At 35.7% G+C, this 25,265-nt stretch carries 19 protein-coding genes; 5 read left to right on the top strand and 14 right to left on the bottom strand.

Annotation, left to right across the window (positions count from 1 at the left end; genetic code table 11):
- Positions 1 to 36: 36 nt before the first annotated feature.
- The 8 genes from ggt to nagA form a co-directional block, all read right to left on the bottom strand.
- On the bottom strand, positions 37 to 1,677 hold the full coding sequence (gene ggt, locus D2K60_RS03505) for a gamma-glutamyltransferase (protein ID WP_117168598.1): 1,641 nt from the start codon (positions 1,675 to 1,677) through the stop codon (positions 37 to 39).
- A 149-nt stretch (positions 1,678 to 1,826) separates the two neighbouring features.
- Positions 1,827 to 4,511 (bottom strand): P-loop NTPase family protein, encoded by a 2,685-nt coding sequence (locus tag D2K60_RS03500; protein WP_117168597.1) that lies wholly within the window; start codon positions 4,509 to 4,511, stop codon positions 1,827 to 1,829.
- Between the two features lie 441 nt (positions 4,512 to 4,952).
- A complete protein-coding gene (locus D2K60_RS03495) occupies positions 4,953 to 5,192 on the bottom strand; it encodes a phospholipase A2 family protein (RefSeq protein WP_117168596.1) in 240 nt (79 codons plus the stop codon).
- A 266-nt stretch (positions 5,193 to 5,458) separates the two neighbouring features.
- Positions 5,459 to 6,484: an RpnC/YadD family protein gene (locus D2K60_RS03490; RefSeq protein ID WP_117168595.1), complete on the bottom strand. Its 1,026-nt coding sequence runs from the start codon at positions 6,482 to 6,484 to the stop codon at positions 5,459 to 5,461.
- Positions 6,485 to 6,601: 117 nt separating this feature from the next.
- Entirely contained in the window at positions 6,602 to 7,498 is an 897-nt protein-coding gene (murQ, locus tag D2K60_RS03485; RefSeq protein ID WP_117168594.1) for an N-acetylmuramic acid 6-phosphate etherase, read from the bottom strand.
- A 23-nt stretch (positions 7,499 to 7,521) separates the two neighbouring features.
- Positions 7,522 to 8,247, bottom strand: a complete 726-nt coding sequence (locus D2K60_RS03480; RefSeq protein ID WP_117168593.1) for a GntR family transcriptional regulator — start codon at positions 8,245 to 8,247, stop codon at positions 7,522 to 7,524.
- Positions 8,248 to 8,322: 75 nt separating this feature from the next.
- Entirely contained in the window at positions 8,323 to 9,060 is a 738-nt protein-coding gene (gene nagB, locus D2K60_RS03475) for a glucosamine-6-phosphate deaminase (RefSeq protein ID WP_117168592.1), read from the bottom strand.
- A gap of 1 nt (position 9,061) precedes the next feature.
- A complete protein-coding gene (gene nagA, locus D2K60_RS03470; RefSeq protein WP_117168591.1) occupies positions 9,062 to 10,246 on the bottom strand; it encodes an N-acetylglucosamine-6-phosphate deacetylase in 1,185 nt (394 codons plus the stop codon).
- A gap of 392 nt (positions 10,247 to 10,638) precedes the next feature.
- Between nagA and nagE the strand changes: the two genes are divergently transcribed.
- From nagE to D2K60_RS03450, 4 genes are all read left to right on the top strand, one after another.
- Entirely contained in the window at positions 10,639 to 12,093 is a 1,455-nt protein-coding gene (gene nagE / locus D2K60_RS03465; protein ID WP_117168590.1) for an N-acetylglucosamine-specific PTS transporter subunit IIBC, read from the top strand.
- A gap of 301 nt (positions 12,094 to 12,394) precedes the next feature.
- Positions 12,395 to 13,150, top strand: coding sequence for an SDR family NAD(P)-dependent oxidoreductase (locus D2K60_RS03460; protein ID WP_117168589.1), 756 nt, complete (start codon positions 12,395 to 12,397; stop codon positions 13,148 to 13,150).
- Between the two features lie 201 nt (positions 13,151 to 13,351).
- A complete protein-coding gene (locus D2K60_RS03455; protein ID WP_117168588.1) occupies positions 13,352 to 15,553 on the top strand; it encodes a type IA DNA topoisomerase in 2,202 nt (733 codons plus the stop codon).
- A gap of 44 nt (positions 15,554 to 15,597) precedes the next feature.
- Positions 15,598 to 16,392, top strand: a complete 795-nt coding sequence (locus D2K60_RS03450; RefSeq protein WP_117168587.1) for a DUF817 domain-containing protein — start codon at positions 15,598 to 15,600, stop codon at positions 16,390 to 16,392.
- 126 nt (positions 16,393 to 16,518) lie between these two features.
- Here D2K60_RS03450 and D2K60_RS03445 read toward each other — a convergent pair whose 3' ends face one another.
- From D2K60_RS03445 to D2K60_RS03420, 6 genes are all read right to left on the bottom strand, one after another.
- Positions 16,519 to 17,919 (bottom strand): sugar porter family MFS transporter, encoded by a 1,401-nt coding sequence (locus D2K60_RS03445; RefSeq protein ID WP_117168586.1) that lies wholly within the window; start codon positions 17,917 to 17,919, stop codon positions 16,519 to 16,521.
- Between the two features lie 243 nt (positions 17,920 to 18,162).
- Complete coding sequence (locus D2K60_RS03440; RefSeq protein ID WP_117168585.1) at positions 18,163 to 19,737, bottom strand: response regulator transcription factor; 1,575 nt, start codon at positions 19,735 to 19,737, stop codon at positions 18,163 to 18,165.
- 12 nt (positions 19,738 to 19,749) lie between these two features.
- Complete coding sequence (locus tag D2K60_RS03435) at positions 19,750 to 21,177, bottom strand: sensor histidine kinase (RefSeq protein WP_117168584.1); 1,428 nt, start codon at positions 21,175 to 21,177, stop codon at positions 19,750 to 19,752.
- Positions 21,174 to 22,172, bottom strand: coding sequence for a sugar-binding protein (locus D2K60_RS03430; RefSeq protein ID WP_117168583.1), 999 nt, complete (start codon positions 22,170 to 22,172; stop codon positions 21,174 to 21,176). The genes D2K60_RS03435 and D2K60_RS03430 overlap by 4 nt, the downstream gene beginning before the upstream one ends.
- 108 nt (positions 22,173 to 22,280) lie before the next feature.
- The gene (locus tag D2K60_RS03425; protein ID WP_117168582.1) at positions 22,281 to 23,234 is read right to left on the bottom strand and encodes a hypothetical protein; all 954 of its coding nucleotides are present in this window, start codon (positions 23,232 to 23,234) and stop codon (positions 22,281 to 22,283) included.
- 142 nt (positions 23,235 to 23,376) lie between these two features.
- Positions 23,377 to 24,084, bottom strand: coding sequence for an HAD family hydrolase (locus D2K60_RS03420; protein ID WP_117168581.1), 708 nt, complete (start codon positions 24,082 to 24,084; stop codon positions 23,377 to 23,379).
- A 141-nt stretch (positions 24,085 to 24,225) separates the two neighbouring features.
- Here D2K60_RS03420 and D2K60_RS03415 point away from each other — a divergent pair, with 141 nt between their 5' ends.
- Positions 24,226 to 25,050: a Cof-type HAD-IIB family hydrolase gene (locus D2K60_RS03415; protein WP_117168580.1), complete on the top strand. Its 825-nt coding sequence runs from the start codon at positions 24,226 to 24,228 to the stop codon at positions 25,048 to 25,050.
- The last annotated feature ends 215 nt before the right edge of the window (positions 25,051 to 25,265 follow it).

The following is a 25,265-nucleotide window of genomic DNA, read 5'->3' as shown; positions in this document are numbered from 1 at the left end:
GCAGGACATATATCCCGCTTCTCTCTTTGTTTTACCTTAATACCCAATTGCAGCTCCATCACCTCTAGGATCTGCAGCGCCAAATAGCACCTGATTCTTTTGATTAATCAAAATTGCTCCCGCATGACCCATTACATCAGAAAATGGCGGTACAATTTCGATATCATGCCCTTTTTTCCTTAAAGAAGCTAACGTTTTTTCAGAAAGACGATTCTCTACCTTAAGCGAATTGGATTCCTCTCCCCATGTTCGCCCATAAAGCCATCTCGGTGCTTCTATCGCTTGTTGTAGATCAAATTGATAATCGACTATGCGCGTAACTAAAGCAGCCTGTGTTTGCGGTTGACCTTCTCCGCCCATTGTTCCGTATACCAAGTGTGGTTTATTATTCTTTAGTAACATAGCCGGATTAAGTGTATGGAATGGCCTTTTATTCGGTGCTAAACCATGAATATGGTTTTCATCAAGAACAAAGAAACTCCCTCTATTTTGGAGGAGGACTCCTGTTCCCTCAGGTATAATTCCTGAACCGAAATCATGATAGATGCTTTGAATAATCGAAACGGCATTACCAGCTGAATCAACAACACCAAACCAGACGGTGTCTCCTTTTGGATCTAAACGAGCCAACTCTTTTGCTTTTTCTCCTTCCACTATCTCTTTCGCACGCGCTTCTCCATATTCTTTAGACAACAAATGTGTGATCGGCGCCTCTAAGTATGCAGGATCTGTCACATATTTATCCCTAGCTTCAAACGCTTTTTTCGTTGCTTCCACAATATAATGGATGTACTGGTCTTCGCCTTCTTTTACCTTACTAAAATCAATCTGATTTAGCGTATTAAGAATCATCAGTGAAGCCAGACCTTGCGTATTTGGTGGTAGATTAATAGCTTTAAACGCACGGTAATCTGTTGCGATAGGATTTACCCAAACCGCACGATGATTAGCAAAATCGTCCTTCGATAATAATCCTCTGTTTTTCTTCATATCTGCTACAATTTTATCGGCTATCTTTCCTTGATAAAATGCTGCTACACCTTCTTCTGCTATAACATTCAACGTTTTAGCTAAATCCGATTGCTTAAACACTTCTCCTACTTGGTAGATGTCGTTATTTTCTTTAAGATATGTCTTCTTAAATCCGTCAAACCGTTGCAAATAACGGTTCTCCTTTTGTGTGGAATCATTATTTGTTCGCGTCCATTTTTCCTGACTTGGTGTCACCGGAAAACCTTTTTCTGCATAGTCAATCGAACCTTGTAATAGTTCCGACCACTCTAACTCGGAATCCATTTCATTTTTTGCATAAGTATAAGCCTCATCCCAACCAGAAAGCGCGCCTGGAACTGTATTCGCGGCTCCATAGCCTCGTAATGGAATACGATTATACCCTTTTTCTATATACCATTCAATCGTTGCATTTTCACTGGACTTACCACTTGCATTTAACCCTTTTGTTTCACCTGTTGTCGCATTATGAATCAGCCAGAAGTTATCCCCACCTAAACCGTTCATATGTGGATAAACAACCGACAAGACGGATGCAGCTGTAATCGCCGCTTCGACAGCATTTCCTCCTTTTTGCAAAATTGAAATTGCTGCCTGTGACGCTAAGTAATGAGGGGTTGTCACCATGCCATTCATCCCCATAGTTGTTGGTCGGTATGATTTCATCGTTATCAGCCTCTCAGATTGCATTTTTTAAAAAATTAAATCAAACTATTTCTAATATTCTTTATTTTATAACAAATACGAATTAAATCAAACTAGTTGCGACATCACACACAAAAAACCTCTCAAAGAATTGAGAGGTTTTTATCATTCTATTTTATTCCTGCAGCTGCCATCCATTCGTATTGGCGTAACTTTAATTCAAATAAGTTAAGCGGATCACGATAGATTTCAGGATTTGTCTGCATACGACTTAAAGCAGCATTATTTTCTTCAATCTCCGTTTTCGTTTCTTCTAGCGTTCTATTTAATACAGCAATCGGGGTAATGAAAAACATGCTGATATCTCGTTCTAGCGATCGCTCGAATAACTCAAATTGCTGCATGAATTTATCAGTAATCGTTACTGTTGTCGCTTTATAGTCTTTATTTTCAATGTATTGCTTATATTTATTATGAAGTAATTCTTTTTGTGATAGTGCATCAAACAACTTTCCAGCACCTTTTAATAAAAACTGTGATTGGGTAAAACGCATGAGAATATTGTTATTTTCTAGTTGCATACTTCCAAGCGTCATCCTGTCTGCATCACGACGCCAATCATCCATCACCTTAAAATCACACGTTAGGACTATCTTTTCTTCACGGTATAATTGATTGAAACTATCACTCATTTCATCTAAATATACCTGATTTTCTTTGAATTCTGCTTCGCTTTGGGCAATCCAGCTTTGAATTGCAGCCCGAAATTTAGGCATAGCTGTACCTTCTAAATAGGTGGTCACGCGTTTATTCATTTCATCATTTAGCTCCACATGTATTTTTCCAAAATCACTGTCTTTGGTCACCATTTTAGAGCAACTTCGTAAAATCTCTGGTATTTTCTTCATTACATCTTGTTTTATTTCATTTTTAATCGTGTTATATGCATGTTTCGTAACACGGACTTGATTCTCTTCCATATCACTCAACTGATTAAACGCACCATTTAGCTTTTCGACAATATCTTCATTCCATTTGATATTATTGACGATCTCATTCTCCATTTCTACTCGTTTCTCAAGCAGATAGGCAATTGATTCCTTCATGTAGTAGAGAAGACTATTGGAACGTGCCATTTTGTTTTTCACATTTAATGAACGAACAAAAGTAGACAACTCATGGAACAAACCTGTAGGCTCTTCATTTTCGAACAGAATAAATATTTTTGCGTCTGGAAAATACGTTGTAATTCGTGTCGTTGTTTGTTCGACTATCTCACTATCCGTTATATTTTCCTTCTTACTTAACAGAAAATGAATAGGCAATGATGGAATTCGCTCTCCTATTCTGATAACTGCATCTAACTCTTTCCCTGTTAAAGAGGTATCAGCATCAAGAACAAATAGAATACTATCTGCTACATGCATATCTCTGAATCGCTCACCTCTACCTACTACCAATGCCAACTTATTTTTACTTAAAAAAGGTAGTGGCATATTGCAATGAATAAACGCATCCTTTTGTTTCGCATTATCTTTCAAATCAGCGAAGCCAGAAATAGGTTTTATTTCTTCATCCGAAATCATCTGAATATCCGTGGCTTCGGAATCTTTAAAAAGTACGGTAGCTGTGGCTGAATTATCTAAGAGTTCCTCACCTAGTAACCTGTTTACAAAAGCGGATTTTTTATTACTCGCTGTTCCTGCAACAAGTAAGTGGTGATGCGCAACATCAGACAGCTCACTGACCATCGATTCAATTCGTTTACTAACGGATAAATTCTTATCCTCCGCCCATTTTCTAATTGACTCGAATAGACCTAAAGCATCATCCAGAAGTTTCGGATAGGAAGCAGCATTATTTACCAAACTTTCCGCTTCGTTGACTACAGAATTTTCAAGATCAGTTGGGAAAACTTCATTCCATGCCAGTACAGCCGCTGAAGCGACCAAAGCATCTGATTCTGTAGATAGCTTTATCCAATTTGTTAGATGATTCGCTATTAAATCAGAGAACTCACGTATGACATACTCACCATTAATCAATGAAAAATACGTTTCTTTATATAGGAAGGAAAGATCCTTCCATATAAGTCCATATTCTGGTGCCGTATCAAGAATCAATTGGTTGATCTCTCTTAGCCATGTGAAATAAAAATCTGTTTCACGATAGCTTTTCCAAAGTTCACTAGTAAGGCTTTCAAATCGAACATGATCGATATTATATACCACCATCAAGACATCACTAAAATAGCCTGGCTCCATTTGCGCTGTATATCCTTGTCTAATATACGACTCTAAAGAACCCACCCATGCGAGTGAACCTGTTCGAATAACTTCATCAACCGCAAGCGCAACTGCATTATCAAAGTCGTAATTATCCTCAAAGAACGCACGAGCTGTTTCGGTCACATCTGGATCATCTGGGTTTAGACGGACCGCTTTTTTTATTGTCTCGGTTGCCATATCAAGCTTACCCTGTTGTATGTAAAGTGCTAATAATTGCAACAGTACTTCTATTTTCAAAACATCTGAATCCGTTTCAATTTCTTTATAATTTTCCTCAGCAATAGATAATGCATGCATTTCATAATGCGCATCCGCTATGTTTAATTGTGCCCAAGAACGTAACTCATTTGAAACACTTTTCCATTTAAAAATAGCCGTTTCATAGTCGTTATTCAAAAAATAAACTTCGCCCTGTGCAAACCGAATAGAAGCTAAATCGCTCGCTTCATTCTGTTGCGCTTCCTTATATTTTTCACCCAAAACCTTAATCGGGTGTTCAGTTTCATTACTTTCCATAAGTGTCTTATAAAAAGATTTACTGATCAATTGTTTCTCTAATGTTGTCATTTAAATCCCCCATAACACGTATTTAAAAATGTACATCTTCTACCCGTACATCTTATCGCTATCTAAAAAAGTCCATTTTTTCTACTCTCTTTAATTGTAACAAACATTATGCTCGTACATTGTTTCATTTTCTTATCATTTTTGATACAGTGCTATCTTTATTTATGATACGTTGGCTTGGCATTATGCCAAAATAGATCAAAGTAGATTAATTGGAGCGCTTACATAATCGATAGCGTACTTGTTCAATTAATACTCAAAAGTTTCAACTGAAATTCTATAACTATAAAGATGTGAAACAAGCATTTGAAGAATCGAAGAATGGTAGTACCATCAAACCAATTCTTGTTATGGAAGAATGAACGTAGCCGTGATAATAACTTTCAGCTTAGATAGCATTTGTTGCAACTTAAGCTGAAAGTTTTTAAAATTGTAAAAATATCAGTACCAATTGCGTTTATTCCCAATAACTTGATTCATAAATCTAGCATCTCTCCCCATTTTATTAGATTGGTTCGCTAATCGACTTGTTTGTCTTAGGAAAATATCATCGCACACTCTTTTACTATATCTTCGGTAACAAGCATCATGTTCCATACAAATTCTATCTAATTGATTAACGGGAGTACCAGGACCACTACAACCAGGTCCACAATATCGATAACCAGGATAACAAGGCATACAGATCCCTCCACTTCATAATATATAATATTATATGTAAAAGGGAGGAGATCGACTGTGTACAATCATCAAAAAAACGAAATAGAGTAGCTCTCATTGGTAAATTAAATGTAACGATTGAATGTTGGGTTATTTAAAAATTCTATCAACAGCATTGTATTTAACAGGATCAGAAGTTTTTCAACTACACAAAGAAGCCTTGTAGCGATTTCTCCACTAGACTTCCTCATACACAAAGAGCATTCATAAATGGCTGGTACTCAAATCTATTTCAGATACTGTCTTACCTCTTCTATATTTTTGAAACTATCTATATGATCTATAATTGATTCTAATGTGTCAATTTCTTGTTCCAACATCTTTTCTTTCATGTTTTCTGGAAAGGGAGCAATAAATTTTGTGATTAATCGAATGACAACCTCAGCAAGTGCTTCAGTTTTTCCTTCAATCTTTCCTTCGATCTTTCCTTCGATCTTACCTTCAATCTTCCCTTCTTTTCGTCCTTCTATTTTCCCAACTTCCCTTCCTTCACGCAAGCCTTTGTCACGCCAAGAGTTAGGCAGTTTTTTTACGAATTCCTCTAGACTTTCATCTTGGGATTCTCGCAAACTTCCCATTAGAATTTCCTCCTCTGTTTGATTTAGATTCATATACGACTCAAAAAAGCCGAATATTAATTGCATTTTCGCTGGATTTAGTTCCATTCTTGCCAAAATACGTAAGAATTCTTTTTTCACTTGTATTCTCTCTGTCTGTTTGTAACCCATTTTACTTAGTAATGCCGCTGCGACTGGGTTATTAGACTTTAAAAAAGCGCGCCAATTTTGTTTCTTTAACTCAACTTTTAAAAATTGAAAAGTTAATACATGATGAAAAGGAAATTTCATTTCAAAAATATCTGATTCCTCTCGAATCGTATCATAGGTGAATAGTGCAATAGGAAGGATTGGTTTTCTATATTTAGTATACAACAAACTGAAGTATTGAAACATTCTTTCATCAAAATTATCTTGCGTATAACTTTGCGATTCTACATGTATAATGAGGAGTGTATCCTGACCTTTTAATGATGCTTCCATCACTATATCTGCTTGACGTCTTTCGCCATGAATCAAATCAGTAAATACTTCATCTGCTAGTGGTTTTAAGGATGAGAAATCTAGTTGTTGGTGAATCTCGGGGAAAAATAGGTCTATAAATTCTTCAAAAAAGGTGCCGATCAACTGTTTGAATAACTGATCGTGGTCCATGTAAGTAGGTTTATCTTCATGAACCGATAATAAAGCAGGCATTGCTAATCACCATCCTTTGTTGTATTTACTCTAAGTATACAGCAAAGGATCCCACAAATAAAGAACTAACGTTCGTAAATAATTTTATTTTTGAAAGTGTTCAAATAGACGTGTTTGCTAAAAGAAATTATGTATTGCTTTTTTTAAGTGTCCGTTTGACTCTCTTAAATATTTTTCTGCTTGTTCAACGCTTGCATCTGTTAAACTTATAAAAATTGCTTGCTTTAAATTATGTTCTGTTTTTTTCATAAGTATCTTTGCTTCAGCTTCTGATACATCTGCAATCGTCATTAAAGATTGCTCCGCGCGTTTTACTAACTTGTTATTTATAAGTTGTACTTCTACCATTTGATTTTGATATACTTTGCCAAGTTGAATCATTGTAGCTGTAGACAACATGTTAATAATCATCTTTTGCGTAGTACCTGCCTTCAGTCGAGTAGATCCACGTATTACCTCTGGTCCAACGACAGCTTCAATTGCACAATCACTTATAGAAGAAGCAGTTGTATCATGATTACAACTTATCGCAATTGTTACCGCATTCACTTCATTTGCATATTTAATACCTGCGAGCGCAAATGATGTTGAACCACTAGCCGTTATACCGATCACACAATCACGCGCATTTAAATTGTGTTGCTCTAATTCCTTAATTACCTTAGAACTATCATCTTCATGCTGTTCCAGCGGATGCCACATTGCCTTTTGACCTCCAGCTACAATCGCTATCCAACGGTCTGCTGGAACTGAAAATGTTGGTCCTAACTCGACCGCATCAAGTACACCTATCCTACCACTCGTTCCAGCTCCAACAACAAATACCCGTCCACCTTTGTTCCATTGTGAGACGATTAAATCAACAGCACGTGCTATCTGAGGCAAACATGTCTTCACACCTTGGTATATTACTTGATTTTCTTCAAGCATCAACGTAACAATATCAATTGCTTCCATTTCATCTATAGCTAAACTATTTTCATTAACGGATTCCGTAACAGGTATTTTTTTCATTGTATTCACCCCAAACTTAGGCATTAAATTCGCGTTAAATCAATCATAAATTTATATCTATCTGCACGATAAGATGATTTAACCACTTCAAAAATTGTCCCATCTTCAAGACTAGTTGTGCGCTGAATTAACATAATCGGTGAATGTTCCGGAACATTTAAATATTCGACCTCTTCACTGTTTACTAAAACAGCCTCAATTTCTTGTGTTCCTTTAGCAATTTTTAAATGAAGTTTTTCTTCGATATATTTATATAAAGATTGTTGTACGATTTCCTCTGTTAAGCCTTTTACTTTATTCGCAGAAATATAAGTGCGTTCTAGCGCCATCGGTACTTCTTCAGCTAAACGAATACGTTTTATTTCATAGACTGGGCCATGTTCCTGAATTCCCAACTGATCTGCGAGTTTACTATCAGCAGGAATAATCTCAAAGCTGATTAATTTACTACTCGCTTTCATACCTCTTGATTTCATATCCTCAGAAAAACTAGTTAGGCCTTGTAAACTTTGTTCTAGTTTTTTTTCCATTATAAATGTTCCTTTACCTTTTACACGATAAAGATAACGCTCATTTACTAGATTTACTATTGCTTGACGTATTGTCATTCTACTCACTTTATATTTTTCAGCATATTCACGTTCAGATGGAATCATGTCACCTGGTTTTAGATCACCATTTTCAATTAATTTTTTAATATGCTCCTCCAATTGGTGATAGATTGGAACAGCTGAATTTTTATCAATCATTCTTGGTTACCTCCTTTCAAACGTAAAAAATTCAATCCATTTGATCTAATTGATTATCTCTTACCGTATCTTTACTTAAGTAAGATTAGCATACTGCAATGCTTCTTGATCTGCAACAATCGTTACATTTGGGTGATTGTGCAATGAAGAAGCGGGAAATGACGGGTCTAATTTCGTGTCTTTTAATAATTTTGTCAGCGCACTACTCTTTTTTTCACCAGATACTAACAGTAGTATTTCATTACTTTGTAGTATCGTGCTAATTCCCATTGTAATTGCATGCGTTGGTACTTCCTCTAAACTGTCAAAGAACCTTGCATTTGCGCTACGTGTCGCTTCAGTCAACTGTTCTACATGTGTTTTTATATCAAAATTCGTTCCCGGCTCATTAAATCCAATGTGACCATTACTCCCTAAACCAAGCAACTGTAAATCTATTCCACCTTGATTTTTAATTTTATTTTCATAATAGCTACACTCATCTTCTAAGTTGTTTGCTAAACCATTAGGGATATGCGTTTGTTCCCTCGGTATATGAATATGATCGAATAGTTTCGATTTCATAAAATAATAATAGCTAGTCCGATCAGTTGGACCCACACCTACATATTCATCTAAATTAAATGTAGTTACGTGGTGATAATCGGTTTTATTTTGTTGATAATCTTCTATCATATATTGATACGTTTCAATTGGGGTACTACCAGTAGCTAAACCTAATGTGAGCTTATCTGAAGACTTGATACGCTTTAAAATTATTTCAGTAGCAATTCTACTCATATCACTATAATTAGTTGCTGTAATAAGTTTCATTTTATTTCTCCTTCTTATAGGCAAGTTTGCCTTTACATAGTGTCATAATAATCTCTAAGTGTTCATCCAGAATAACAATATCAGCATCTTTACCAGTTGTAATACTTCCTTTACGGTCGTATACTTTTAATTCTTTTGCAGGTGTCGTTGAGGACATCTTGATTGCATCTTCTATACCACAACCAGTAAACGAGATAATGTTTTTAAATGCTTGCACCATCGTTAGAACGCTTCCTGCTAAAGTACCATCTGCAAGTGTTGCTTTCCCATCTTTCACTGTTACTTGTTGACCGCCTAAATCATAGCTTCCATTTTTCAAACACTTTGCCCGCATCGCATCTGTTATTAATATTAATCGCTCTGCTGTTTTTTGTTGGTAAGCTAATTTGATTGCTTCTGGTTCAACATGAATACCATCTGCGATTATTTCTGCTATTAATTTTTCTCTAATTAATGCTGCACCAACAACACCAAGTTCGCGATGATGAAATTCATGCATTTGATTATATAAATGCGTAACGTGTGTTAGACCCTCTGTAATTGCATGGTCAACTTCTTTAAGTGTTGCATCCGAATGACCAATAGACGCAATAACATTCGTTTCTTTCAAATAATTAATCAGTGTATTTGCCCCAGCTTGTTCTGGAGCTAACGTCACTAGCTTAATCGCATTATTAGCAATACTTTGCCATTTTTTGAATAACGTTATGTTAGGATTGATCACATGTTCAACTGGTTGTGCACCCGCTCGTTTTCGATTGATAAAAGGACCCTCTAAGTGAACACCTAATAGTTCCGCTTGTCCTATTGGTTGCTGGTATTTTATAAAATCACCTGCATTATGCAATGCATTTTCAATTGACGTTTGATCCTGCGTGATTGTTGTCGCTAAAAAGCTGGTCGTCCCTTCAGATGGAAGAGAGTTAACCATTGTTTGCAAACTTTCTTTCGTTGCATCCATCGTATCTGCACCATTAACACCGTGAATATGGACATCAATCATTCCAGGAATTGCTTTGGAATGGTCCGGTAACCTTATTAATTCAAATCCATCATGATTTGAAAGTTTATCCATCACTTCTATTTCAGTTATTGTCCCATTAACTACTCTTATATAACCTTTTTCAATCTTGTCATTGTCTGTATAAATTTCTAAGTTGGTAAGTAGTACATTATGATTATTCATTTTCTCACCGCCAGTATTTTTTAATATATGATAAGAATAACACTTTTATTGTATAGTTGTCTAGTTAACTTACATAAATAAATTTATATTTACTAAATAAGTGTATTGGTATAGACAAGTTGTTCTTGATTTCCTGACTCTTATACAAGATTATAACGGATCAAACACATAGATGAAGTGAAAAAAAGAATCTACAAAATAATAATAAATCTATATTGGTATAGACAACTATAAGTTTGCTGTGCTAGTATAGATTTAATAAATGAAAGGAGAAGCACCTTAATTACGCTTTAGGTAATCCTATTAATCGTAACATGTTTTGATTAGAACTAAATAACTAACATTTTATCTTGTTACGTTTGGATCAATTATTTATAGGAGGTCATGTAAAGATGATGAATTATGTTCAAAGACTTGGTCGTTCATTAATGTTACCGGTTGCAGTTTTACCTGCAGCAGCTATTCTAATGGGTATTGGTTATTGGATTGACCCTTCAGGTTGGGGGTCCGGAAATGTAACCGCTGCCTTTTTGATCAAAGCTGGCTCTTCGATTATTGATAACATTCCTATTCTATTTGCCGTCGGTGTCGCTCTTGGTATGTCTAAAGATAAAGATGGTTCGGCTGCATTAAGCGGTTTGGTTGCTTTTCTTGTAACCACAACATTACTTTCAACTGGAACAGTAGCATTATTACAAGGTGTGGATCCTTCCGTAGTAGATCCTGCTTTTTCAAAGATTGAGAATGCTTTTGTTGGTATTCTTTCTGGTATTATTGCTTCCATTATGTACAATCGTTTCAGTCATGTAAAATTACCAGACGCTCTTGCATTCTTTAGTGGTAAACGGCTTGTACCAATTATGAGTGCAGCTTCTATGATCGGAGCTTCAGCTGTATTGTTCTTCGTTTGGCCACTTGTATACTCTGCTTTAGTTTCATTTGGAACAGCAATTAGTGATTTAGGTGCGGTTGGTGCTGGTTTATATGGTTTCTTCAATAGACTCTTAATTCCAACAGGCTTACACCATGCACTAAACTCTGTATTTTGGTTTGATGTTGCTGGCATTAATGATATCGGTAAGTTTTGGGATGGATCTGGTGTAAAAGGGATTACTGGTATGTATCAAGCTGGATTTTTCCCTGTTATGATGTTTGGGCTTCCAGCTGCTGCCTTAGCAATGTATCATACAGCTAAAACGAAAAGAAAGAAACAAGCAGCTTCTTTATTATTAGCAGCAGGATTTGCTTCATTCTTTACGGGAGTTACGGAACCATTAGAATTCTCGTTTATGTTCTTGGCACCTGCGCTTTACTTTGTTCACGCTATATTAACTGGATTTTCATTATTTATTGCTGCCTTATTTCATTGGACAGCAGGATTTGGATTTAGTGCTGGATTTGTTGACTTTGTATTAAGCTCAAGACTTCCACTAGCGAACCTACCATTAATGTTGGTAGTACAAGGAATAGTATTTGCTCTTATTTACTACTTCCTATTTCGTTTTTTAATTACAAAATTTAACTTAAAAACTCCTGGTCGAGAAGATGAAGATAGTGATGATGTAGAAAGTACATTAGATAAAACGGATTCATCTAATGATAAAGTAAAAACGATGGCCACTGAAATCTATAAAGGCTTGGGTGGAGATGAAAATGTTGTTTCCGTTGATAATTGTGTCACACGTTTACGTTTAGAAGTGAAAGACATGGATGTCGTGGATCAAAAGAGAATTAAAGCAACTGGAATTCCTGGAATCAATATTGTAAGTTCACATAATATTCAAGTTGTAGTTGGAACACAAGTTCAATTTGTTGCTGATGAAATTCATAAGATCAGAAAAGAATAATGAGACAATAGCTATAGGAAGTTCCCTAATTGAATTTTGATTAGGGAACTTTTATTTGTGTATTTTGCTATTAAGATACTCATAGCTTTTTAAATCAACTATCCTCCAAGATTCACAAAATACTACTAATGGAAGCAACCTTACTTCTATAATAATGGTTATAACACCTGTTATAAATAATAGCCAAGAACCCGGGTACTGAAAGTTTTTAAACTTTATAATCGTTTTATTTTCAAAAGTAATATAAGAGGCGTATAATTTTATTAGTAAATAACTAGTCTATACAAAGGGGACTTTAACAATGGAAAAACTAACAGGACAAGCTATTATCGTCACAGGCGGAGCAAGTGGAATAGGTAAAGAAACTGCTTTAAAACTTACCGCTAGAGGAGCTGCTGTAGTTATTGCAGACTTTAATGAAGAAGGTGCAAACCAAGTAGTAACTGAGATTGAAGCAACTGGTGGAAAAGCAGCTTCATATAAAGTTGACGTGGCTAACGGGGATGAGATCAAAGCTTTAATTGACTGGACAGTTGAAAAATTCGGTACCTTTAACGGTATATTCAATAATGCTGGAATTGGACTTGTTAAACCTTTCTTAGAAATGGATCCTGAAACGTATCATAAAGTGATCGATGTTGACCAGCATAGTGTATACTATGGCTTATATTATGGCGCTAAGAAAATGGTTGAACTAGGCGTGAAGGGTACAATTGTTAATACTGCATCAATTTACGGATCATTAGCAGCAGTTGGAAGCTTTAATTATAATGCAGCAAAAGCAGCGGTTGTTATGATGAGTAAATCTGCAGCACTAGAATTAGCAGAACATAACATTCGCGTTGTTGGTGTCGCACCTGGATTTATCGACACACCAATAATCGGTGATGATGTAGAGACAAAGAAATTCCTAGCAGAACAACATATGCGTGGCGAGTTGATACAGCCAGAAAAAATAGCTAGCGTTGTTTCATTCTTATTTAGCGAAGATGCTAGTGCAATCAATGGCCAAACATTACCAGTAGACGATGGTTTCTTAAGCTTTAAAATAAAATAAATAAACGTTCAAAAGGAGTAGCTTCGAAACGGAGCTACTCCTTATTTCATCAAAAAACTCTGCCTCTTTTTAATTCCTATCTCAACATTTTTCTCAACGAAATAGCATATCGTGGTATACTAAAAGCATGCATGTTAATCGGTTTACCACATTCCTATACCCTCAAACACAAATACATCCCTAAATGATTGGAGTACGATGATGAAATTATTTATAGCTGAGAAGCCATCTGTAGCAAAGAATATTGCGGATGCTTTAAAAGTAAAAGAGAAAAAAGATGGCTATTTTGATGGCAATGGTTATTTAATTACGTGGGCTTTTGGCCATTTACTAGAGTTATATGATTCAAAAGATTATGATGAAAAAATGGCACGATGGAAATTGGATAACTTCCCCTTTATTCCTTCAGCATTTCAATATAAAGTGAAAAGTAACCCACGAAATCGCAAACAACGTGATGCAGGGGCAGCAAAACAATTACAAATCATTCATTCCCTTATTAAGCGACAAGATGTTGATGCGATTGTTTCTGCTTGTGACTTTGATCGTGAAGGCCAACTTATTGGAGATAGCATCATTTACAATAGCAAAACAAAGAAACAGGTTTACCGATTATTATTAAATGAATGGACGCCCAAGGAAATTTTACGTGGGATGGAGAACCTTAAGCCAAATGAAGAAATGAGACCATTGCTTCATGCAGGTTTAAGCCGGCAATGGACAGACTGGGTCATCGGTATTAATTTGACTTCTGTCGCAACTTTAAAATTCCAAAAAGGTAGAGGTAAGGTGCTTAATATCGGCCGTGTGCTGTTGCCTACTTTAAAAGTAATCTATGATCGTGATAGTGAAATTGAACAATTCGAACCCGAAGATTATTACAAGTTAAATGCGAATTTCCAAACAGTTGAAAGCCACGTTTATCAAGGTACATATATAGAAGAAAAGGCTAAGTTCAAGGAGAAATCGCAGTTAGAAGTGGTCCAAAAACAGATAGACAATCAACCTGCGACAATTACAGATAAACAAGTCGAACAAAAAACAGAATATCCACCATTTTTATTTAATCTATCTAACTTGCAAGGTTATATTACAAACAAATATAAAGGTTGGACATCAGATAAAGTCTTAAAAGTGGCCCAGTCAATCTATGAAAAAAAATTCATTACGTACCCAAGAACATCCAGCACAGCTTTAGAAGAGAGCTTAGTTGAAAAAACAGCAAAAGTCCTTGAAGCCGTTTCGACTGATCTACCTTATAAAGAAGAAATTAAATTCCTTAAGAATAAACGGATATTTAATAATGCAAAAGTAGAGAGTCACAGTGCGATTATACCAACCTATTTGATTCCAAAGCGCCTGACTAGCGATGAACAGATTGTCTACACAGTAATTAAAAATCGTTTCATCATGCAATTTATGCCGATTGCAAAATACGAGGAAACAACAATTAAGACAGAAGTAGATCACGTCGCCTTAGCAGGTTTTTTTCAAACAAAAGGAAAAGTGCAAATTACAGAAGGTTGGAAAAAAGTAGAGCGAATTCAAACGAAAGATGTACTTTTACCAGCAGTAGAAGTAAATATGAAAGTTAAAATACTAGATACAGAACTATCTACCCATGCGACAAAACCCCCAAAAAAGCATACCGAGAGAACGCTTCTCCGGGTTATGGAAACATGCGGAAAGTCTTATAAGGATGAAGAAAGCGAAACAAGTGAAGCGATTATGGGGACAATTTTACAAGGATTTAGTATTGGAACCGCTGCAACGCGTGCCGACACGATAAAGAAGCTTAAAGATGTTGGGTATATTACGACTGAACAAAAAAACTTGACCTGTACCGCATTAGGAAAAAGATTAGTAGAATCCTTCCCTATCAAACAATTATTTGATTTAGAATTCACTGGTCGATTAGAAAAATCCTTATTTGATATGGAAAAAAGTAAAATCAGCAAAAATGAATTTCTAAATGAAGTATATACGTTCACCAATGATGCAGTTTCTACTATAAAAGGGACAGAAGCGATAACAATTCGAAATACATCCGGCGGCGAAAGTAATCCGGCAACTTTAAAGGATTCGCTCGGAAAGTGCCCGGCATGTGGAAGTCCTGTGATAGAAGGCGTAAAAGGTTTCGGATGTAGCGATTGGAAAAATGGTTGTACCTTCGTATTATGGAAGAATGATAAATTCCTAGCAACGATGAAAAAGCATGTAACCAAAACAATGGCAAAAACACTTTTAACAAAAGAAGTTATACACATAAAAGGATTAACAAGTAAAAAAGGCAACACGTTTGATGCCTATTTACGTTATCAAAAAAATCCTGACAACGACTACTACAGCTGGAAAATGGCGTTTAATGAGAAGGAATTAGCACAAAAAACTAGCAAGGGATAATAAATTTCTCGTTTTATTAAATAAAATCATTGGAGGCCGATCTCATGAAAGCCTTAAAACAACTTTACCTATTTGGTCTGCAACAAGCATTGTCTTGTATCTTTCCCGTTGTCATTTTTGCTTCACTGGCTATTACCAAGTTTGTCTCACTTCCCTTACTGTCTCGTTATGACTGGCTGTTACTAATTTGTCTCATCACGCAGGTCTTGATGGTATATACCCATCTTGAAACGCGTGATGAATTAAAAGTTATTACTATCTTTCATTTAATTGGACTCGCGCTTGAACTGTTTAAAGTACATATGGGCTCGTGGTCATATCCCGATGAAGGGTACTCCAAGTTTTTTGGCGTGCCATTATATAGTGGGTTTATGTATGCGAGTGTTGCTAGCTATTTATGCCAAGCATGGCGGAGACTTAATGTTCGCTTAATTAAATGGCCTCCATTTGCACTTGTTGTTCCACTTGCTGCAGCCATTTATTTTAACTTTTTCACACATCACTTTTGGATAGATATTAGATGGTTCCTTTCTGCACTTGTTATTCTTGTCTTCCGGAAAACATGGGTAGTTTTCGAAGTCGGTAGCACATTCTACCGGATGCCTCTTTCTTTATCCTTTGTATTGATTGGATTTTTTATTTGGATTGCTGAAAACATCGCAACATTTTTCAGTGCTTGGGAATACCCTGACCAAGCTGAAGCATGGACACTTGTTCATTTAGGAAAAGTGAGTTCCTGGCTATTGCTTGTTATTGTCAGCTTTCTAATAGTAGCCACACTAAAACAAGTAAAAAATACACGTACCGATGAGAATATAGGTAGTTTTATAGATCATTAGATTTGAAAATAATAATAAAATGACAGGATTTTCCTTTTTATATACAAGGATCCGTCATTCACTGCAAAATAAAGCAAAAACAATGATCGAACTAAATGTTCGATCATTGTTTTACTCCCACTATTATTAACGCATACTCGCTACTTTATCTTGTGTCTTTTTATCTTTCTTAGGCTTCCAGATCAATGCGATTTCCTCAAGAGATTTATTTTTAGTTTCTGGTACAATTGTCATTACAAATGTAAAGCAAACAACATTTATTGCTGCGAACATCCAAAATGTAAATGCACCGCCCATGCCATTAATTAGCATTGGTGTAAATTGTCCAATCGCCCAGTTTGCTCCCCAAAGAAACATTGTTGCAATCCCAACTGCTTTTCCTCGTAAATGGTTTGGGAAAATTTCTGGAATCATAACCCAAGGAATTGGTCCCATCGAGACACAGAAAGCAGCCGTGAAACCTGCAATGAAAATTACTAGTAAAGGACCACTGTTTTCTGGCGTAAAATAAAACACGCTTCCAATTAGCACCATAAAGACCGCCATTAAACTTGAACCGATTGCCATTAATTTTTTTCTTCCTAATTTATCAATTAATAGAATCGCAACTATAGTAAACACAAGTTGTACACTTCCAATGATACTTGTTGCCAAGAATTCTGTGTTATTTTCAAACCCAACACTCCGGAAAATATCTGGACCATAGTACGTAACCGCATTCATTCCAATTACTTGATTAAACAAAGCTAAAAAGATACCGACACCCATTGCTGCCCGAAGCCCAGGCTTGAATAGCTGTTTTACAGAAGTATTCTTTTCCACATCAATAGAATGCTTTATTTCCTTTGCTTCTTTTATCGCTACTTTTTCTCCATTAATGCGCTTTAATATTTGAAATGCTTCTGTTTCTCTTCCTTTTTTTATTAAGAACCTTGGACTTTCAGGAATGAAGAACAATAGAATTAAAAAGATAATTCCTGGGAAAGTTCCATATCCCAGCATCCAACGCCAACCGCTTTCTAGACCCCATTCATAAGTACCACTATTTGCTACACCAAAGTTAATATAAAAAGTGATCGAAATACCTATAATCGTAAACAATTGATAAAGAGAGCCTAGCCGTCCTCGAATTGCTGGTGGAGCACATTCACTAATATACGTCACAGATAAAGCCGAAGCAAAACCGATACCAAATCCACCTAATATTCTAGCAAAAACAAGCATCGTTACGTTTACGGCAAATGCAGAGCCAAGGGCAGAGATAATAAAGAACACTGCCGAAATGATAAGTATATTTTTCCTTCCATACTTATCACTTAAAAAGCCTGACATCGCAACACCTAAAACACCACCAATCATTACACATGAAATGACCCAACCTTCCATCGCTGGACTCAAATCGTATAAAACTTGCAAATAGCCAATTGCACCTGAAATTACTGCAGTATCAAAACCATATAGCAAACCACCCATACCAGCTGAAGCAGTGATTAAAATTACATACCAAATTGAATGTTTATCTTTCATGATGATCCTCCTCCATTTTAAATAAAAATATAACTTTGAAATTTTAGTAGATAAACCCTACAAACAAAATGTTCAAATGATTCCGTTTACATTGTTTCGATTTAACATATATTTAATTTACCAAGAAATCGTTTATTTGATAGCGCTTTCGTCTGCATATTCTTGTTAAAACCTAGATTATCTTGTGAAACGCAAAAAATGAGACAAGAAAACTCTTGTCCCATTCGATCAAACGAAATTTATTTACTTATAAAATTGATAGTTTGTTCGATAAGCACGCGGACTCCAACCTGTTTCTTTCTTAAAAACACGACTAAAATAATTTGGATCTTTGTAGCCGATAGTCAATGCTATTTCTTTTAATGGCATAGCAGAATCTAATAGTAATCCTTTTGCTTTTTCTAATCTCGTGTTCGTTAAATAGTCGATAAAAGTTATTTCAAAACGTTCTTTAAATAACTTACTTAAATAATAAGAGCTAATACCAATCTCTTCAGCTACCTCTTCTAATGAGATTTGTTTATCGAAATGATGATCGATGTAGTCTTTGGCTTGAATTAATAAACCTTGCACCCCATCTGTGCGCCATTTTGCAATTCGCTCAACAATATAAGAAAGATGGGTTTTGGTTACTTCCTTTATTTGCATGGCCGTTTCTAAATGTGAAAAACGCATCTGGAAATCTTCCATTAATCCAAGCTCTTTGACTGAACGCGTTAATACGATTACAAAATCCTCCAGAGCCTTTTTAATAGTTTTTACTTTATAATCAGATGCTTTTTGGATTAATTGGAAATAGGAATTAAAATGATTTAATGTTTCTTGTATGTCTCCATGTTTAATAGATTCAATTAACGTTTTCTCTACTTCGAACGGAATTAACTCTTGTTGTTTTCGTTTTAATTTCGAACTGTAAACCATGTAAGAGGCGTTTTGATCGTGTTGAACAAATTCTAAAGCATAGCTTGCTTCTTGATAAGATTGCGAAAAGTCATTCACATTTGTTATCACTGCGCCGACTCCAGCAAACAACCGACTCTGGTCTAGTTTATTTTGCACGGAATGAATGATCGATCGTGCGAATTCTTGTCTCATCTCTAGTGTTACTTCCTGATGATCATGAAATAAAATAAAGACAGGTACTTGAAAACTAATTAATGGACCGACAAGACAATGGTAGTCATGTTCATGTAATGATTGTTTCAACAATCGATACCAGGTACTTTTTTCATCCCGATCCGGTTTTAGCATCGTAGAATCAAATGAAAAGATTGCAACAAAGCCTTTTCTTTCCTCTACGTATAACCATTGATCCCAATCTTTTTCACTAAATTCATGAATGTGATCCATCATTAATGTAACGATAAACTCCCTCTCCACCACAGAATTAGCGCGTTCAAGTCTATGATCAGTCTCCACTTTTTCGATAGCCTGTTGTTTCTCATTCTCTATTTCACTAACCATCCGATCATAGGCCTCTAGAACATTGGAAATTTTATTTGGTTTCAATAAATATTCCTTTATGCCGTATTTCATCGCTTCCTGTGCATAATCAAAGGTATCAAATGCAGACACCATAATACACGTCACATGAGGGAGAACTGCGAGAATTTTTTTAATTGCTACAATACCATCAAAAACAGGCATTTTTATATCCATAAAAATCAAGTCCGGTTCATATTTTAAAGCTTGTTCCACTGCTTCTTTTCCATTTTCAGCCTCTGCTACTATTTCAAAATTGGAGCGATTTTTTTGAAGAATAAGTCCCAGTCCTTCTCTTTCTAATGGTTCATCATCCACCAACATTACTTTTATCAAACTATTCCCCCCCTATTCCTGTTGTTTCTTTAATCGAATGGAAACAGTACTACCAGATCCTAAAGTCGAAGAAATGGTAACCTTACTATCTTTGTCAAATAAATTAAGCCGATCTATCACATTACGTAGTCCAATCCCCGTTGAATGTCCCGATCTTTTTTCTGGTAGAAGAAGTTCTTGCTCTTCCTTATCTTCTAGCAAGTGATCAATTGTTTCCTGCTCCATACCAACACCATTATCTGTAATATCAATTACGACATTTCCTACATCCTGATAGATATGTAATTCAATCTTAGCTCCGCTGGCCATCGACTCAATTCCGTGCATAAATGCATTTTCTATAATTGGCTGCAGTGTTAGACATGGGATAGGCGTTGACAAACATGTTTGATCAACCTTTTCAACGAAATCAACACGATTTCCGAAGCGCGTTTTTTGAATAAAAAAATACTCCTTCACAATTTCCACTTCATTCTTGAGGATTGTATCTCGCTCAATATTGCCAATATTATAACGAAGTAGCGCTGATACGGAGGCAATTAAATCATTTGTCCGATCTGCACCTTCAATTATTGATGTTTTAGAAATTGTATTTAGTGTATTAAACAGAAAATGTGGATTAATTTGATTTTGGAGGCTTTTTAACTCCATCTCCTTTAATAATTGTGCAAGCTTAGCCTTTTCTTCAATTTCCGTTACGGATTGCTTAATATTTTTTTTCATTTCATTGAACGTTTTTGTTAAAAACCATAGTTCATCTTTTCTAGAAATAACAACATCTTTCCCAGAAAAGTACCCAGCTGATATTTCTTGCGCCGCTCTTGTTAAGCGATCGATTGTTCGCGTAATACCATTGGAAAACCAAATCGCAAATAAAATACTAAGGACGATAAAAGAAAGAAATATCGCAGTGCCCATGTTTTTTGTTTGTTGTATTTTTTGATGTTCAAGCTTATACACACCCTGATAGTTTGATAGTTCTGTATTAATAAGATCGAGCGTTTGCGCATGAATGTAACGCGATGTTTTCTCTGCTTCACTTAAATGGAGCGAATAATTTTGAATATCCTCATTCTCTATCCCTATAATCGTTTGATCTGTGTGCGCAATAAAACTCGTTATTATATTAAAGAAGTTTTTCTTTGGTATGCCCAACATTTCTTTATTGGTAAAAGCCTGTTGTAAGTCGAGCAGCTTATTCTTATTTTGCTCGTATGTATCAAGATTATCTACTATCGGTTCTTTCACATAGATTTCTAAAGATTGATATGTTTGCTCCGTGATGTCGGTAATATCATTTAATAGTAATAAATGATTCGAACTTTCTTCATATAGCTCCTTCACTTGTTGATCACTTTGTTCACGAACAAAAAATAGAATGGAAATAAATAATAAGAGCACAGTAAAATACAGCAGTAATTTTGTCCGTATTTTAATCATGGCGTCTCATCCTTTTCTCTTGTCCAATTAGCTAAATCTGCTTTACGGATAGCGGTTACATCGGTATGATTTATCTCCTCAACTGAACCACCTTTAATGATATCGAGCATAATTCCGATGCTTTGATAGCCCATTTCATACGGTTGTTGTTCGATAAGTACGTCAATATCACCATTTTGGAGCAAATCTATATTTTCATCTAATGTATCAAAACCAATTACATACAGGTCATCTTCTCGATTTAAAGAATTAGCAGCTGCAATAATCCCGCTTGCATCATATGAACTCGTACCGTAAAATGCAGTGATCTCACTATTCTCTGAAAACATCGTATACGCCTTTTCCTCAGCTTCCACTCCAGTGATATTCGATTCATCAATCGCAACAATTTTAATCCCTTCAACTTGGTCGACGACATTTCTAAATCCTTCTATTCGAAGTTGGTGATGCGCATTATCAAAACTACCAGTAATAATTCCTACAGTTGCTTCTCCTCCAGTATCTTTGACTAGTGCCTCTCCAGCTAATTGACCCGCTGCATAATTATCTGTACCGATATAAGCAGAACGTAGGCTTGTCGGAGAATCCGTATCAATCGTTAGTACTGGAATACCAGCATCTACCGCATGATTAATCAACGAGGTGAAATCATCATTTAAAGCTTGAACAATAATTCCATCCACTTTAGATTTAATCGCCATATCAAGAAGCTCTAGTTGCTCCTCTGGATTTGATCGACTCGGTCCCACGTATTCAATAAAAACATCGTAGATTGATTCTGTTGCTTTTGCTCCATCGCCAACTAAGCGCCAATAATCATGATCCATCTCCTCACCAATTAAGGCAAAGTGATAGGTTGGGACAGACGAAGAAGGTTGAGCCTCAGTCAATTTTTCATCAAAAGTATCCGCTTTCTTATAAAAAGAAAATGAAAAAGCTATCCCTGTAATTAATAATACAATTAAAAATATATATAAATAATACACGCGTTTCATAATTACCTCCTAGCAAATCCTATCTCGATTCATTCAATTATCGTATCATATTATTGGGCTTCTAGGCAGTATTGTTTCGTGAGATATCAAAAGTAGCAACGTACAAACTTAATCCAAACGGGGCGGACCATATCTTCGTGTAACTACTACGATATGGCCATTCGATTCAATAAAGCTTACTAGTTCTTGAATAGCTTCGGAATTAAACGATGGATTAACAATATAAAAGGAACATCCCTTAGGTAGTTCAGATATAAAATAATGTATTTCTTTTCTATCTGCAAGACCAAAAGCATGACCTACTATTACAAACGTATTCACATAAGAGGATTGCACGCAATTTGAATAGCTCTCAAATAAATCTTGAATCCACGCTCTTCCAATATGATAATTTTTCTGCGTTGGTGGAATAAGATCTGGTTGTATTCTAAATTTTTCTACATCATGATAGGAAATAGTTGTCACAAAACGATTTTCTTTTGCATCGTGTATTTGATTCCCATTCGTTGTTGAACTACTAGCAGTATCACTTTCAGGTAATTCAAAATCAATCGATCCATGTGGCTTAAAAAATGGAACGCCACCTTTTTCATTCTGTGTTCCGACCCTATGATATCCTCTGATAGGATACGCTTGTCTAAAAGCATTTTCCAAAATCAAGTCATAGTTAAAAGAGATCAAACCGACGATGTCTTTTCTATACCTCTGCATCCACAGTGTCCATGGCCATTGTACGAGATTATATTTATCCATTTCTAATTGAAAAGTCGAATAAGATAAAGCTAAAAATTTCCGCAAATCAGATTCATTTTGTTGATCATGCTTTTTCCAATGTCCATAATTTAAAAATTCATTCATCGCATCAAAATCAGATTGCGTATGTGAAAGAGGCATCAACTTATGCTTGATAGAGTCTAACTTATTAATGAATGGGTCAAATTTTATGTTTGGGTTATGAAAGGATTTTAATGGTGCGGAAGTATCCAACTCTAAATGTAAGTATTTAATCAAATCTACAGACAAACCATTTCCAGCCAAAATAACCAGTCTTCTTTTTCTCATAATAATGATGACTCCTTGTTTTGATTGAGGGTATTTCATTAGTATCGGAAAATAACTAGTGTCTGTATACATTAAAATACGTGGCAGCTGCATACAAAAAATAGAAATCAGTTCTTGGACTGATTCCTAAAGTTAGTCTGGCTTAGTTGTTTTTTACAAATAGTTCTAAAAGCTCTTTGGCATTAAACACTTCTTGATCCGGTTTAAATCGAGCATCCGCTGGCAACTCTCTTTTGCGATGATTCATCCAGATAGCCTGCCAACCTACTTGTTTTGCACCTACAATATCTTTTTCGAAAGAGTCCCCAATATAAACCGTATTTAATTTATCAAGATGAAGCTTCTTTTCGATAATCTCAAATACTTCTATTTTCGGTTTGGCATGACCAAGGGTTCCAGAAATAAAGGTATTCTCTAACGGAATCCATTTACTAAGTTTCAGCTGATTAATCTTCCGCGTCTGATGTTGTTCTTCCCCATTGGTGAGGATTGCTAGTCGGTATCCTTGTTTATAAAGAACGTCTAACAGCTTTTCTACCTCAGGAAACAATACGATGTTTTGTTGTTCGGTAACATACGCTTCATGAAAGGTTGCTGCTTTTTTTGTATCAATCGGTATGTCAAAATCGTTACATGCTGCTATAATACGTCCAGTTTGCCATTCAAATTGTGTTATTTCACCTGCTTCACTTTGGTCAAATAAAATCTCGCTATATTTACGACTAACCTTATATATCTGATCAATCTCTTCATATGTAAATGAGCCTTCAATTAGCGCCCTGAACGTGTTATGAAAGGATAGCGCTTGATCATATAATGTGTCATCGACATCAAAAATTATTGTATCCATTTTAATAGCCCCCTCAACTTATCTCTAATATAACATGTATTACCATGAAAAATAATCTTGAATTTTCACAATTTCAGCCCTTTTTCTTATAAAATCTAGTAGAATTAAAGAATATGTTGCAAATAGAGAGGATTAATTGATATGGCTTATAAAATGATTGTACTAGACTTAGATGATACGTTATTGCGTGATGATCAGACAATTTCCAAGCGCACGAAATTAGCTTTGATGGATGCACAAGAAAAAGGGGTAAAAGTCGTACTTGCCTCTGGTCGACCAACGTTTGGCATGACAAAAATTGCCGAAGAACTTTCTTTAGCGCAATATGGAAGTTTTATTTTGTCATTTAATGGTGGAAAGATAACAAACTGTCATTCCAATCAAGAATTATTCAGCAGCACATTATCTCTTGAAAATGTAAAAAGAATTTATGACCTTAGCCGTCGTGAAGATGTTTTTATCCACACCTATGTTGGAGATGAAATTATTACAGAAGCTGAAAATCAGTATACAACGATAGAGGCCAAACTTACAGGACTGCCAATAAAATTAGTGCCCTCATTTATAGACGGCGTTCCAGAACCAGTTGTTAAAATCTTAATGGTTGACGCTCCAGATAAATTAAAGCAAGTTGAAGAAAAGCTTCAAGCTGAATTAGCAGAAGAATTTAGTGTCATGCGTTCCAAGCCTTATTTTCTAGAATTCACGGAAAAAGGCGTAACAAAAGGGACAAGCCTAGACCACTTAATTCAAGCTTGCGGCATTAAACGCGAGGAAGTTATTGCGATCGGTGACAGTTACAATGACCAAGCAATGATTGAATTTGCCGGTCTCGGTGTCGCAATGGGAAATTCCCCAGATGATATTAAAGAAATAGCTGATTACGTAACAGATACAAATATGAACGACGGAGTAGCAAAAGTCGTTGATAAATTTGTTTTACATGATGAGAAAGTTAATAACTAAGCACTAAAATGAAAAGAAGATTGTCTCCTGATTAGTGAGACAGTCTTCTTAGATTTTGCACTTGTGATCATATAGGAACTGTTTGGGGAAGCAGGGGACGGTTCTCTGCTTCCTTATTAGTCTTAAATATTAAGTTTCGTGACACAGCTGAAGTTCTTGATAACCTGCCGTTGTGATATCTTTTCAACTCTTTTTACTTTCCCTACTATTTTGTA

It is taken from the genome of Paraliobacillus sediminis, assembly GCF_003426055.1.
Note: the sequence above shows the minus strand (reverse complement) of the source record. Positions and strands in the feature narration are given on the sequence as shown.